The 12,769-nt window shown below is 37.3% G+C and carries 18 protein-coding genes and 1 pseudogene; 12 read left to right on the plus strand and 7 right to left on the minus strand.

The genetic code is table 11. From position 1 onward, the window contains the following. Positions 1-69: 69 nt before the first annotated feature. The 8 genes from DYY65_RS11115 (at position 70) to DYY65_RS12290 (ending at position 6,081) form a co-directional block, all read left to right on the plus strand. The gene (locus DYY65_RS11115; RefSeq protein WP_162478027.1) at positions 70-348 is read left to right on the plus strand and encodes a SemiSWEET family sugar transporter; all 279 of its coding nucleotides are present in this window, start codon (positions 70-72) and stop codon (positions 346-348) included. Positions 349-561: 213 nt separating this feature from the next. After that, positions 562-855 (plus strand): hypothetical protein, encoded by a 294-nt coding sequence (locus DYY65_RS11120; RefSeq protein ID WP_162478028.1) that lies wholly within the window; start codon positions 562-564, stop codon positions 853-855. 2,273 nt (positions 856-3,128) lie between these two features. Beyond that, complete coding sequence (locus tag DYY65_RS11125; protein ID WP_201449480.1) at positions 3,129-3,818, plus strand: hypothetical protein; 690 nt, start codon at positions 3,129-3,131, stop codon at positions 3,816-3,818. 490 nt (positions 3,819-4,308) lie between these two features. Beyond that, positions 4,309-4,509, plus strand: coding sequence for an MGH1-like glycoside hydrolase domain-containing protein (locus DYY65_RS13165; RefSeq protein ID WP_441338332.1), 201 nt, complete (start codon positions 4,309-4,311; stop codon positions 4,507-4,509). 101 nt (positions 4,510-4,610) lie between these two features. Then, entirely contained in the window at positions 4,611-4,790 is a 180-nt protein-coding gene (locus DYY65_RS11130; protein WP_162478030.1) for a hypothetical protein, read from the plus strand. 22 nt (positions 4,791-4,812) lie between these two features. After that, positions 4,813-4,986: an MGH1-like glycoside hydrolase domain-containing protein gene (locus DYY65_RS13170; RefSeq protein WP_441338333.1), complete on the plus strand. Its 174-nt coding sequence runs from the start codon at positions 4,813-4,815 to the stop codon at positions 4,984-4,986. A 24-nt stretch (positions 4,987-5,010) separates the two neighbouring features. Beyond that, entirely contained in the window at positions 5,011-5,154 is a 144-nt protein-coding gene (locus DYY65_RS11135; RefSeq protein WP_162478031.1) for a hypothetical protein, read from the plus strand. Positions 5,155-5,829: 675 nt separating this feature from the next. After that, a complete protein-coding gene (locus tag DYY65_RS12290; protein ID WP_201449481.1) occupies positions 5,830-6,081 on the plus strand; it encodes a hypothetical protein in 252 nt (83 codons plus the stop codon). A 455-nt stretch (positions 6,082-6,536) separates the two neighbouring features. Here DYY65_RS12290 and DYY65_RS11140 read toward each other — a convergent pair whose 3' ends face one another. Beyond that, the gene (locus DYY65_RS11140) at positions 6,537-6,683 is read right to left on the minus strand and encodes a hypothetical protein (protein WP_162478032.1); all 147 of its coding nucleotides are present in this window, start codon (positions 6,681-6,683) and stop codon (positions 6,537-6,539) included. A gap of 535 nt (positions 6,684-7,218) precedes the next feature. Here DYY65_RS11140 and DYY65_RS11145 point away from each other — a divergent pair. From DYY65_RS11145 to DYY65_RS11160, 4 genes are all read left to right on the plus strand, one after another. After that, complete coding sequence (locus DYY65_RS11145; RefSeq protein WP_162478033.1) at positions 7,219-7,947, plus strand: hypothetical protein; 729 nt, start codon at positions 7,219-7,221, stop codon at positions 7,945-7,947. 112 nt (positions 7,948-8,059) lie between these two features. After that, complete coding sequence (locus DYY65_RS11150) at positions 8,060-8,272, plus strand: hypothetical protein (protein ID WP_162478034.1); 213 nt, start codon at positions 8,060-8,062, stop codon at positions 8,270-8,272. Further along, on the plus strand, positions 8,269-8,940 hold the full coding sequence (locus tag DYY65_RS11155) for a hypothetical protein (RefSeq protein ID WP_201449482.1): 672 nt from the start codon (positions 8,269-8,271) through the stop codon (positions 8,938-8,940). The genes DYY65_RS11150 and DYY65_RS11155 overlap by 4 nt, the downstream gene beginning before the upstream one ends. 153 nt (positions 8,941-9,093) lie before the next feature. After that, positions 9,094-9,234 carry a hypothetical protein gene (locus DYY65_RS11160; RefSeq protein WP_162478035.1) on the plus strand — a complete coding sequence of 47 codons (141 nt, stop codon included), beginning with the start codon at positions 9,094-9,096 and terminating at the stop codon, positions 9,232-9,234. A 685-nt stretch (positions 9,235-9,919) separates the two neighbouring features. On the opposite strand, the gene DYY65_RS11165 is transcribed toward DYY65_RS11160, so the two are convergent. The 6 genes and pseudogenes from DYY65_RS11165 to DYY65_RS11190 all read right to left on the minus strand — a co-directional run. Further along, complete coding sequence (locus DYY65_RS11165) at positions 9,920-10,531, minus strand: hypothetical protein (RefSeq protein WP_162478036.1); 612 nt, start codon at positions 10,529-10,531, stop codon at positions 9,920-9,922. Positions 10,532-10,747: 216 nt separating this feature from the next. After that, positions 10,748-11,065 carry an alcohol dehydrogenase catalytic domain-containing protein gene (locus DYY65_RS11170; protein WP_162478037.1) on the minus strand — a complete coding sequence of 106 codons (318 nt, stop codon included), beginning with the start codon at positions 11,063-11,065 and terminating at the stop codon, positions 10,748-10,750. A gap of 74 nt (positions 11,066-11,139) precedes the next feature. After that, positions 11,140-11,295 carry a hypothetical protein gene (locus tag DYY65_RS11175; RefSeq protein ID WP_162478038.1) on the minus strand — a complete coding sequence of 52 codons (156 nt, stop codon included), beginning with the start codon at positions 11,293-11,295 and terminating at the stop codon, positions 11,140-11,142. Further along, positions 11,274-11,597, minus strand: a complete 324-nt coding sequence (locus DYY65_RS11180) for a DUF892 family protein (RefSeq protein ID WP_162478039.1) — start codon at positions 11,595-11,597, stop codon at positions 11,274-11,276. Before DYY65_RS11180 ends, DYY65_RS11175 begins: the two co-directional genes overlap by 22 nt. 181 nt (positions 11,598-11,778) lie before the next feature. Continuing rightward, positions 11,779-11,931 (minus strand): annotated as a pseudogene (locus DYY65_RS12810) (NADH-quinone oxidoreductase subunit B); the annotation flags it as partial. 561 nt (positions 11,932-12,492) lie between these two features. Further along, the coding region (locus DYY65_RS11190; protein WP_236561809.1) for a hypothetical protein at positions 12,493-12,769 on the minus strand (277 nt) is incomplete at its 5' end.

Here is a 12,769-nt window from a genome sequence, read left to right on the forward strand (position 1 = left end):
ATAGCAAATGAAAGCCTCTAGGCCTTGGAAATATTATTAATACTTATATTTTACCGGCTGAGGTATAATATGGTTGGTACCTTTTTACTGCCTTTAATAGGTATATCGGCGACCCTCTTTTCGGTTTCAAGTACGTTACCTCAGATTATAAAAGGTCTAAGGACAAGGCAAATGGATGATGTTTCAGTCTGGTTGATATTTACTCTGATCGTTGGATTGTCACTCTGGGTGATATATGGGGTTGTTAAGATAGATATAGTAATCGCAGGCGGGAATTCTGTTGGTGTATTGTTAAATTTGGTATTACTAGTACTAAAGTTGAGATATTCGAGGAAGCCTATTGGATAGGCTTCAATTTATTATCTTAGACTTTCATTGAAGTACCTGATTAGCTCTAATAGCGTTTAAACTTGGCATGATAGGATTGTATTTAAATTAAATTGAAAAAGGACTGGGGGAGTAAACAATTTGATCAATGGTCATAGTTTATCATTAAGCTATGATATGATAGAATACGTGTTAACTTATTAGCACCATAGATCTAAGCATAGTGTAATAAATTTGAACTACAAAGTGCGAACTTTAAGCGATACTATAAAGTTTTATCTTCCCAGAACCGAGGGGTACTTGGAAATAATACGCCACATTGCCCAGCAGTACGGAGCGATGTCTCTTATAGAGTTCGATGGCTACTTTGAAGGTAAATTCGAACCCACAAAGTATATGCTTGTAGGAGTTCATGCAAATGATGTCAATCAAGATAGACTGCTAGACTTTGCAAACAAGATTCGAATAATGCTAAAACAAAAAAGCCTTGCATTAGAGCTTAATAATCAATTAATGCTTATAGAGTAACCTCAGTTTTGTCCAAGGTGTAAAACAATTCCTGTCTAATCACAAGTTACTGACCAATATATTGAATAACATAATAATAGTTTTCGGAACACATCCATACTAAATAACATATTATAATTTTACTTTCCTAACGTCTTAAAGAACCCGGGATAAACTGGGTAACGTAGGAAAATTTCGTCAGAATAGGTTGCTACTATTCCTTAATCCAAATAACGTAATCATGCCTAGTCACTTGCATTTAAACTAGGTTGTTGTTGGAGTATATCTTCATGCAGGAGTGAATTTCAAGAACCGACATGTATACATTACTTTATCTGAGGGAATCGCAAGTATAAAAATTATCTTTATTTCTTGGACTTGTTTCTTACCTTACTTTTTCCACTCATTGTTGAATTGCATACGGCATAAGGGTGAGCACTCTTGCCTGATTTACTCTTTACTTTTGAAACGCATCTATCGAACTTCGTATGAACTTCGTATCTAATCCCTTCTTCATTCCTCTAGGCATAAACTTTGGTACACGATATGGTTAAGATATGTTTTAGGAATCTTTCTACAAAAGTCACTGTTCTTCGGTAGCACTTGCACTTTCCATATTCTCTCCAGCCTGCGAATCAATATTACTAAATTGGTGTGCTGGCTTTGATGTTCTAAATAAAGGCAGGACAACCGATATTTGAATACAAAGTCTTAAAAACCAACCATTCCTATGAGCCTAATATTATTCTGTCCTGCTGGCTGTTAGGGACTATACAACTTTGCATCAAGACCCATAGAAAAAGAATAGGTTTACATTCAGATACTGCGGACATAATCTGCACAATTTATCTATCAGTTTAAAACATACCTCTAACAAGGTTGAACTGAGATTGTTACATTTTGAGCAATATTACAAACTATTATAAAGTAGAGGATCTGCGAACAAACAAGAAGGAAATTCATTTCCAGGGAAATTGATTATTCTACTATAGAATCTATTAGAACAATCATCAGAACACTCAAAAGACTGTGAAGCATTTACCACACAAGTTAGGTGACAAGGAGGACAGAAAAGGACAAATCGTAGACACATTTTGCTCTAAAATGTGAAGGATGTGATTGTGATTGCTCAAGCAATAAATCAAGCTATTCAATTTCGATTAACTCCGTGTATTTCTTCGATTAACTTAAAATCATTTATGTAGCTCTTATTTCTCCCCCCGGCTCGATTCGGACCTACTTTGAATAATCTTGATTAATTATCCTTTTTCAAACCCACCAGATTATCATTAGCATCTTTTTGCAAGCAGCAGCTAATAATTTGGATCAGATCTGCTTCGGTCATTAATAAGCGTATGTGAGGCGGCCAACAGAAAAAATACGCTTTCCTATAAATTGGTGTTGGACTTGCAGTTGTAGGATCTAAATATTGAACTGAAGATCAAGCCAGACTAAGCTTATAAAACAAGCAATCTTGCTCCGTGTAACTAGTCCTTTTTTGGGAAACCGGAAATATGGAATTAAGGGAACGGTTAGTGCAAGATAATGCTATATCGTTCAAATCGATATTTCTTGTCAGTGATGTACAATACAAGTGCAGTCGATCTACAACTGTCATCAAATTTTGCGTGGGTGTAGGTCTTCCCTGAGATAATTAGTGAATTCGTTCGGCTGCTGTGCAAGCTGCTTGAATTCCTCAAGTAGTAAAATTGGATTCGCCATAATCATTATAGTGGATATGGATTGCCTTTCAAAGACCGTAATAAGCGTGCTCTTCTGAATTACTTCGCTCTAATCTTGTTTTTGTCACTAACTACTTTTCGGTATTTTAATCTCCCTTGTGATTGTACTGTTTTAGACATAAACATTACATAATTAACCCAAGGGAAGTGCAAGAAAGACTGTGGAAAAAGTGCAGGCACTGAATTGCTAATTAACCAATTGGAACCCTGTTTATTGTCGGCATTTAGTTTAGAGATTTGACCGGATTACCATCTACAAATATACAGAAAGTAAATAATCTCCGCTGGATTCTAAATCCCATATATTCGATGTTATGCAATAATTTCTAATTGGAATACAGCAAATTATCACAGGATCTAAAAGACATAAGAGCCAGATTTATCCTAGAATATGAAAACCCATTTAAGTGCGAAAAATGTGGAGCGCGTTTTAGATCAAAACAGAAATTTAAAGAACACAAGCGCGATGTACATGCGTATTAGCTTTATCGCTTAAGCTTGAATTCTTATTCATGCGAGATATTCATATACTCTTCTTGTCATATATTAGTAATGTTGAAGAATTTCGCAGCGCTAATATTGTTATCAGCACTTGTGGCTTTTATACTTATAACAGCAGCCACGCTCACAGGGTCAGCCCTAGCTGCTAAGAAAAGTAGTAGCAGCGGGACAAGTACCAGCACTGAAAGGTCTACTAAGACTAAGACTACAGCAGCAGTCACACACGTAAAAGGGATCAAGGTTTTGCGCATTCATACTGTCCCATCGAAGGTATCCGTCGGGACTGACTTTGGAATACGCGGTATTGTAGTAAATAACTCTACATCAATAATTATATTTATGAATGGAACGTGCACTCCCCCACTATCAGTCACATTTAATAAGAATGCCATAAGTGAACCTCAGACCACACCTGCTTCATGTAGAGAACAACAAGTTACGCTAAATCCTGGAGGCCATTCGCCTATACTAAATTCACCGCAGTCAGGTATAACCTATAAAGCTTCCTCTACTGGCATTACCAACGCTACACTCACCTTCAAGTACAATGTTAAAAGTCCAACAAGCAAGACGACAAAAAGAGATAGTATTTCCAGAGTGTATTCATTCAATATTCTGCCTTCTAACGCTAGTGGCACTTCTAGTACACATGTCCCAAGCACTCTTCACTCCCGTACTTCAAGTGCTCTACCACCATCCTCCACTAACTCGCAGCCCGGCACTCTAAAGGCCATACCCTAAGGTACGGGTTCTCGAATCTTTTTTTGGTCGTACATATTAACAGCTTCGTAAATCTAAAGCAGTATTGAGAATGCAGCTAAGTTAGTTCTTTTTAACTAGAACGGACGGTGGTAAAGATCAAAGGTTGTCATAAATTCTTGTCTACTATTTATGTATGAAAGTAAGATTCATGGGGTTATCTGGCATAGATCTCAACGTATAGCATGGAATCTATTGTCTCGGTTACCAGAGTCATTGTAATATTCACTATCAACTGCTCGTATACCAGATCTCCTGCTAAGTCTGTTCCTTTACGCATGGAATTTCATTTCAATCGAATCTAATAGATAGAAACAAGTATATCATATAATGATCATAATATAGTACAGAAAAGCGAGACGTTGAATGTTGTTGTATTTAGATAGACTTTTAAATAATGCGAAAAAAATACTAGACGGCAATTTTACAATACCCCTCATCTCCAACTCTTTACCCTCATCAATGGAGTGCAATAGGAAACTTCTATCATGATACTGATAGAGCAATAAAAGAAATTGAATTTCTATTCGAGGCCCAATGGAAAAATGGAATGATTCCACATATAGTGTTCAATGAAAAAGAAAAAACATATTTTCCTAGTGCAGATTTTTATGACATGAAAAAATATGATTACGATCAGAAAAAGATGTATACAATTTTCCATTTAAAATAAAAGAAATCGTATTTAGCTGTATTTTCCATGTCGCCAACAAATACGTGCTTAGAATCTCGAATATAATAGGAGAAAATGATACGCAGGAAATAAGAGAGTGGATGTCTAGAACAGAACAAAATTTTTATGACTACTTTTTTCCGTCTAATCAAAGTGAAAAAAAGGTGGGAGCAAATGAACAGAGCCTTTTCTTTGATTATGACCTTGTAAAAAGACAGCAAATAAAAAAGAAAACAGTATCGTCTCTTATCCCTATATTTACCGGATTAATACGTACATGAAGCTGAGGTAATTGTAAGATGGATAACACATGCTCATTTTTGTGGAAAGGACAGCCACTGTCACGATCCTACAGTTCCTAGCACTGACTTGGAGGTATCCTATTTCAAACCAATAACATACTGGAGGGGACCCGTTTGGATTAATACAAACTGGATGATATGGCTAGGGCTTCTAAAGTATGGCTACAAAAACTAGGCAGATCTAATCAAACAGGCAGTGTTGGAATTAGCTGAAAATCATGGTTTTAGAGAATACTATAATCCATATAAACGCCAAGGTCTTGGAGGAAAGGATTTTTCATGGAGTGCGGCTTTAGCAATTGATATGATATATGAAAAAGGAATTGGGATTCCTCCTAATTAAACACAGATTATTAGGCATAGAGGTTGTCTGATTTTTAAAGAGATGATACCTAAGCATCCCTTTGTTACTTTGCTGGCCACAACCGTATATCAGTAATACCTTAACCTACAATATCTAGGCTTGAATCGTATTAAATCTTGGGCTAGGTTATATTACTTCAATATACGTAAGTCATGCTAATTGACAGAATAAACCTATAACTAATATGAGATCTATTACAAGATGGCCGTTACAAGCAGATGATTTTCGTGTACTTCTTTTCGAATACATCTACCCGTTAAACCATCTGTTTGTAACGGCTGTTTTTCTTCTGGTCAAGCTATACTGCAGACGTCGGAAATGTTACCAATGACTAAAGTAACCCGAAACATTTGATTCCGCCCGCATATTTGAAGTGCTCTCTGACTGGTTTGTAACAAAGTGAATAAGGATGATAAAGATAATCAATATAATTCTACTGAAAGATTTGATATTCTAGCCGAATGCTTTGGTTGCAAAAATTATCGTATTATTATAGCATGTTCAAATTGAATAATTATTCAATATTAATCACAAAAAAGCAATTAAATATAACTCTTAGCCATCTACAGAGCATAATTACGCAAAAACATGAGTTCAACTTAAGAAACTAACAGACCAATCATATATAGACTATGTTTTGGTTTCGTTACGCCGATGTATTCGAAAAAAAGTACAGCAATAGTTTCGAGCATAGCTATCGTAGCATTAGCAATGCTTTTTGCAACGGGTCCGCTTGTTGCAAATAATGCGTTTGCTCATAAATACTACAACCACCACCATCATCACACCATCATCACTACAACCACCACCACCACCACCATCATCACTACAACCACCACCACCACCATCACAAGTACTACCATCACCGCTGATAGACTAAGAAGCTCGGATAAAAGCAGGAAGTAAGGAGACGGCTATCTACCTAGTCTTATTATTTGAAGACTTTATTGCCTTCGAATACACATAAGAAGGTAGTGTTATAGGAATTCATCGCAGTACTTTGTTTGCCATATACAAGGTCTCGTAAGTTGCCTTATGTTTCACGCTATCTGGACTGCAGTTTCGAATTTTAAAGTGTAGAGAAAGCACGGAAAGTGAAAGGAATGACGCCAAATCTAGGATGCCTGGATGCCTGGATATTTGGATAGCGGCTTCTAAAGCTGGCCGGTCTTGCACTGGTACTGTTACTGTTGTTGTGAATTCCATGCTACTTGGAATATATAAATCAAGGTACACAGATAAAACTAACAATCCGATGCTCTACGCTGACAAGGAAAATATAGAAAGCCACATTCTTTGCAAACAGTTACTAGATAATTATCAAGTCAACTAGGCATAAGATGATTAAACTAATGAGTTTGTTATGATGCGCTTATTTTAGTATTATCCTCGGGCTGCCATACTTGTACCCTCGGGCTGCCATACTTGTACCTTTTTTTCCAATCTATCTTTATCTCATGTTTACTTATTAAATTCGGATTATATTCTACTTTAACGCTGTCTGTCATATAATCAATATCAATATTCTTAATTGCTTGCTCATCTTTCGCTCATCTTTCGATAGCTTCTCCACAATTTGTTTACATGATGCACATTACATTCCAACTCCAGATCGTAGAGTTTCGGGGCAAGCCCCTCTGAGGATAGCTTTGTAGTGGAGTGTGTCATAGTACACGCTATGGAAAACATAGTGGATAGGTCTAACCGTTAGACGTATCTAGTAGAAACACTTGTATTCTATTAGCTAATTATTTAATAATAACTGAATTGATTAACTTTGTATCGCTTTCCGGAACGCCACAAATGCATCTAGTTAATTCTAAAATTATGAACTATGCATGGAGCCTTCAATATCAGAGGCAGTACTGGTATTTCTTCTTGATTTATTCACCTGTAAAAAAAGTGTAACCACTTTGCAGGCAGAAAGTCCAGCAACCGAATAGTATAGTTCTCCTTCCTATTTCCTATAATCAATATTCTGATTATTATTTTGTCATTTTGCTGAAGAAATCAGTTCTCTCATGTTATACAAGCGTGGGTAAGATGGCCGTATTAGTGGTAACAACGATATCTACGATCTTTATTATTTCTATAGATGGCAAAGTGCTTGCACAGGACAATAATGTAGTTACCCAACCAGGATATTTACTTACTGTCAACGTTCTGTCTCATCCATTTGGGACATCTACAATAGGTATTTCGATAACAACAGAAAATGGCTACACGGATCAAGCGAATATTCCCACAGCAGGAAATCCCTCATGGACATTTAATATTCCTCCTAATCAAGGGAATTCTGTACAGGTGTGTGTGAATTCTGGTGCTCTGTCTGAACAGAATTGTCATATCTATAAGACCACTGGTTCGGCCATGTCTGTATCCCTTCCAGCCGTGCCAGGTAGCAGCGGAAGCAATAACCATAGTCCTGATAATAACAAAGGCAACCATGACAGTAGCACCACTAACAACCATTCGAATGAAAAAAGTCACAGCACCGACAATTCAAATGATAATGGTAGCGCGCACGGACAGCACGGGACGGATAGAAAAAGGGATTTTGGTAGTAATAGAGGATTTAACGAAAATCAAGGGAGTAGTTTTAGTGGGATAAGAAATGCTGGACCTGACACACATCGAGGGAGTAGTCATCAAGGATTTGATGGTAGTAGCGATGATAGTCTAGGATCTAACAGTCATCACAATGGTAACAACAGTAAAACAATTAATAATCCTGGAGCTCCCAAGGTTCAATTTATTGGACCTATCCAATAGTTTGCGACTGCAACCTTATTCTCATCCTCGTATCCAACTATCTATTAAGTCATGTTACAAGTAACAGAATTGGTATGGAAATTGTATCGTCTAATAACTAGAACAGGACACATTGTCGGTATTCAATGATGGTTCACATATTTTCCAAAGGTTGATTGGTCTACGAGTAATGAATAGTAATGAATGTAATCTAGCAATGAATACAATCTATTTAAAAGTAGTTGATAAATCCCAGACTCAGTTAGCTTATGATATTTTTCCTAGGTTCGTGAGAGAGGAAAGGTGGTTTGGTAGATCATTTCCATTCGTTTCAGGCTATAATTGATAAAGAACCCAGGGCATAAGAAAGATATGAGAAGAGCAAGGGAGACAAATTCGAAGTTTAATAGCAGCAGAAAGCAGGAATCAATAATACCAATATTGAATGTTACAATACCTCTTGCATTTAGGATGGTATTTGGTCACTACCTTTATATTGCAATAGCTGGCGGAGTATTTGTCATTTTCTGGATTCTATTTAATCTATTTGACCAGCTTCTATTTTTTTCACCTGTACTTACATTTTATTTACCTGGTGATGCAGTAACAGGATTCATTATAACAAATATAACTTCAGCATTGATGGGAATACTGGTAGCGATGAATGTATATGTAGTTGTAAATACAAATGTAAGATTAGATAAATCGTTAATCTCAGGCTCAATATTAGGTATTGCTTCTAGTACTTGTGCCAGCTGTTCGTCAATAGGATCTCTTCTTATTTCGGCCCTCGGAGGATTTGGCATAGTTGCAACAGACTTTTTAACAAATTATCAAACTCCCTTAAGGTTGGTGTCAATAGCTATACTTTTATGGGCTTTGTATTCTATTCATAATAAGATCACTAAACCTTGTATTCTCAATGACAAATATCCAAAGAACAAAGATTACGACAAGAGAAATAACAAGAAACATAAAATAGATAGAGGCTTTCTGAATTGCGATCGTGACTGATGAGTTTTGCAATATAGGTATCTTTCCCTATTGGTTTTTAAAGACACTATTGCCAGTTTTTTTCCTCTTGTGGTCTAAACTTTACACAAGACATAGTCACATTAGAATCCAAAACAGTAAATAGAACATCTAACATATTATATGTGAAGGAAAGTGTCTGATTTCGACCCTCTCCCAGATCAAATAAGAGAGTATAGGTGTAAAATGTGTGGACTCGTCTTCCTAACGCCACAGCTTCTTGCAGCACATATAGATTCAGAACATCCAGAGGCTGAACAACCAGAAATAGTTTAGGGTAGTTCTAATTATAAGGTATATAGATACAAAGGCGACATATCGATAACAAGGTGATCTGATAACTGTGAAATAGTCATCATTTAGCTGGTTATCGTCGGACGTCAAATATATGCTGAATATTTATTCAGGATCTTTATAGCGCTTCTCTAGCTATAGCGATCATAACTATAGTCCTGCGGAAATGTTTCAAAGGTTTATACAACAGGACAATAGTAAGATACTATCCAATACTAACGGCAAAATTAATGCTATCCCTATACTTACTTGTCATCAGCTCACCTATAATATGCAAGATTATTCTAGTGCGGCTACCACTATTACCGTTCCATTATTTGATCAAGAAATGAAATACTTGACAACGGGCTATCGTTAACTCAGGTTCTACAACAAATAGTACCTTCTTTCGACATTTCAAGACAGTTGCACGTCAGGGATGATATAAAAGCTAACAATGGTCAAAAAAGGGCAATAGCAACTAAAATACGCTAACTTATGCCATCACTTGATAGAGAAAACAATGTTTGGTTTCGATAACAATGTGCAGAAAATCTTTTCTAAAGCCAATTTCATTCCAAGGTAAATTTGCTTATTTAAGGGTATATACATGCACTTGTGATGCTATTTTCTTCGAGCCATTATTGACTATGAGTGAATTGCATAAGTATTCACATTTATGCTATCATCACATTCGACTCATTGTTTGAATACAATTTTTGTAACGTCGTCTTTTTTTATCAAACATACTGTACGCTTTTGGTGCTTCTATGAGATTCATAGTGTGACTTATAATCTTTGTCGCATCTATTCTTCCCGTTTCGATAAGATGAAGTAATCGCTCATTGTATTTCTTTACTGGGCCTTGACCCATATGAATTTGGAGACCACGGTTGAAGAACACTCCCAAGGGAAATTGGTCATAACCCGAACCATACACTCCAGGTATTGAAACATACGAATTCCTTTTTGCAACTTGGCACATCCAGCTAATTACTTGTAATGGATTGCCGGGATCGTAAGCAGGGTTGCCAACTTTGGAGTCATCGTGATTCTCTTTCTCCCCATTGTTCATAGCTGTTCCATCGCTCGCATTTCCTGCCATGTGTCCTACTGCTTCATATCCAACAGCATCAAAACATATTGCTCCTTTTCTGCTAGTTTCTCTTTTTATTATGTCAACTGGATCGTCATTATCAAAGTTAATAGTCTCTGCTCCCAGGTCTCTGGTTTTTTCTAAGCGAATAGGCCAGTGATCAATAGAGAATACGCTAGCCGCCCCTCTAAGAGACGAGCTCATGACTGCGAAATAACCAACAGGGCCTGCGCCGAATACGGCTACATCATCGCCTGGTTTTACGTTTGCTATATCTGCACTATACCTGCTAATCGGCTAGAGAGTCTGGTACCTTAAGCGGCTCGGTATTAGCATATGGCACTCGGACAACCATCATATCCACCGAGAAGTTGAGTGTAACCGAAGCTGCCCCCTATCTCTCCGTTAGGATTGGACCTATCACATTGTGACCATAGGTCGTTTGTGCATGCAAGGTGAGCAATGCCCACAGCAGATATTGAATGGGATCAATACTTTGTCCCCTACTTGTACTTCATGTACTTCTGGCCATATTTCATCGACCACTCCCATGAATTCATGTCCGAGCGTTTGGCCCGGCTGCATTCCAGGAACGGTACCATGATAAAGATGTAGATCAGAACCACATAAAGCGGTTGAAGTGATTCGTATTATAGCATCTTCTTGATGCTGAATGCTAGGGTGAGGTTTATCGTCTATTTGAACGCCTCTTGGCCCATGATAGACTAATGACTTCATCGCGAGGCAGAGCTAGCTGCAACAGATTGAATCTTTGGCCACAGTTGACTGAGCATTCCAGGTGAAGCAGTCAGTCAATTGACCATATCCTCCTCATCCTTCATATTCCGTGATAACGGTTCAACCGCATTAAGATATGTCTCCCTGCCATCTGGGCTTTTTGGATCAACTAGCACGTAGCTTCTGCATTTTCTATTATCATATCTTCCTAAGTCCTTTTTAGTTCCCATTCTTGTTTTGTCATGGAACTTTCCATCATTTCCTTTATCTCTTGGGGGTAGGAAATCAATGGCAGCCCTATTTTCAGTTGTGTTGGGTTTCCTCTCATGCCGGAAATTAAGTCTTTTAATCTGTGTTGATGTTCCTTGCTCTCTTCCAGATGATGTTGTAATTTTTGTTTTGCTTCCGGCAAGCTAGCCTCCTCAACGCGGGCTTGTAATCGCTGCGCTCCTGCATTTTCCATAGCCAAAGCACTGTTTAATTCTAACATGAATTTTTGATTCATTATTTCATTTGGGGTTCCTTTTAACATGTACTCCTGTTGACGGAATACAATATATCCGTTGTAATAAGCACTACTACAGCGGTTAGTATGGTTTATCGTCTTAATTATACAATAGTTTTGGGCCAAGTGATTACCTCTGGAGGCTCACTACCCATGATAATTGGTTAGCCTATTCTTTGATTTATCATGTTCAGGCGGACACCATAGCATAAACATCAACTATTATTATCCGATCTACGCCAGGTGGATCTACGCATAAGCCATCGGTAATCACATACGCTCCCAATGCAATGACATATTTTGGGTGTGGCATTTGATCATAAACCATCCTTAACCGAGGAGCTATCTTTCTGTTTACGGTTCATTGGATCACTAACGAATTCGTGAAGGCACCTTGGTAGGTTTTACATGGATACCGTTTCCTTTTCATCTTATTTCATTTTTATTTTTTTGTTTTTTGAGACAGAACCTGCGCCACTGCTCTAAATGATAATAGTAACAGAGCTACATTTGTTATAAAACCAGCAAACAAGATTAGTTGAGATAGAGGATTTTGTGATATCAGAGATGCTCTTACGGAAAACTCGATCAATAGTAATATTAAAGATGCCATTCCTAATGGTAAAGAAATAAAAGGTATCACAGATTGTATTTTTTGAAGTTTCATTTACTTGATACCAATTCACACATTCAATCTTATCCTATTCTAACCCACTGCACTCATTGGTTGTCCATGCGTTGTAATTCTAAGTTGAACTGGAATTAGCAGAAGATGGTCAGACATGCTCTACCTTCCATATTATGTGGGTTTTTTCTACGCTAGTAACATACAATGGAACTATCAAATAACTTAGGTTTAATTATTTCCTGAAAAGAGTCCATTAATATAGCGATACTCCTTTTGCAAGGTTTTGGTTGATAGTTACTGGGTGGTACTTTCCAGATCGGATACAGCAGCTGGTGCAACTTCATCAGAATGTCTGTTTCTATCACTATCTAAATTTGTCTTAGTTGCCTTTGCAACCGCAATTTTCTGGGGAGGGCTACTTAGATTTCTATTTCCTTTCACAGTCTTTGCCTTAGTTTTGATTTTATTACTGCCACTCTGACCTTTAGGTTCGACAGTTCCTTGCTTTCTCCATCTTACTTTTGTGGCCATTACTAGCTGAGTAAGTGACATAATATTTAAACCAATCAAC

The sequence above is a fragment of the Nitrososphaera sp. AFS genome (genome assembly GCF_009898475.1).
Lineage (GTDB): Archaea > Thermoproteota > Nitrososphaeria > Nitrososphaerales > Nitrososphaeraceae > Nitrosopolaris.

Bases quoted from the DNA above. Each gene is read 5' to 3' on its own strand.
- DYY65_RS11115 (WP_162478027.1), top strand. From the start codon at position 70: ATGGTTGGTACCTTTTTACTGCCTTTAATAGGTATATCGGCGACCCTC.
- DYY65_RS11125 (WP_201449480.1), top strand. From the start codon at position 3,129: ATGTTGAAGAATTTCGCAGCGCTAATATTGTTATCAGCACTTGTGGCT.
- DYY65_RS11130 (WP_162478030.1), top strand. From the start codon at position 4,611: ATGTCTAGAACAGAACAAAATTTTTATGACTACTTTTTTCCGTCTAAT.
- DYY65_RS12290 (WP_201449481.1), top strand. From the start codon at position 5,830: ATGTATTCGAAAAAAAGTACAGCAATAGTTTCGAGCATAGCTATCGTA.
- DYY65_RS11140 (WP_162478032.1), bottom strand. From the start codon at position 6,683: ATGACAGACAGCGTTAAAGTAGAATATAATCCGAATTTAATAAGTAAA.
- DYY65_RS11145 (WP_162478033.1), top strand. From the start codon at position 7,219: ATGGCCGTATTAGTGGTAACAACGATATCTACGATCTTTATTATTTCT.
- DYY65_RS11165 (WP_162478036.1), bottom strand. From the start codon at position 10,531: ATGAGCTCGTCTCTTAGAGGGGCGGCTAGCGTATTCTCTATTGATCAC.
- DYY65_RS11170 (WP_162478037.1), bottom strand. From the start codon at position 11,065: ATGAAGTCATTAGTCTATCATGGGCCAAGAGGCGTTCAAATAGACGAT.
- DYY65_RS11175 (WP_162478038.1), bottom strand. From the start codon at position 11,295: ATGGGAACTAAAAAGGACTTAGGAAGATATGATAATAGAAAATGCAGA.
- DYY65_RS11180 (WP_162478039.1), bottom strand. From the start codon at position 11,597: ATGTTAAAAGGAACCCCAAATGAAATAATGAATCAAAAATTCATGTTA.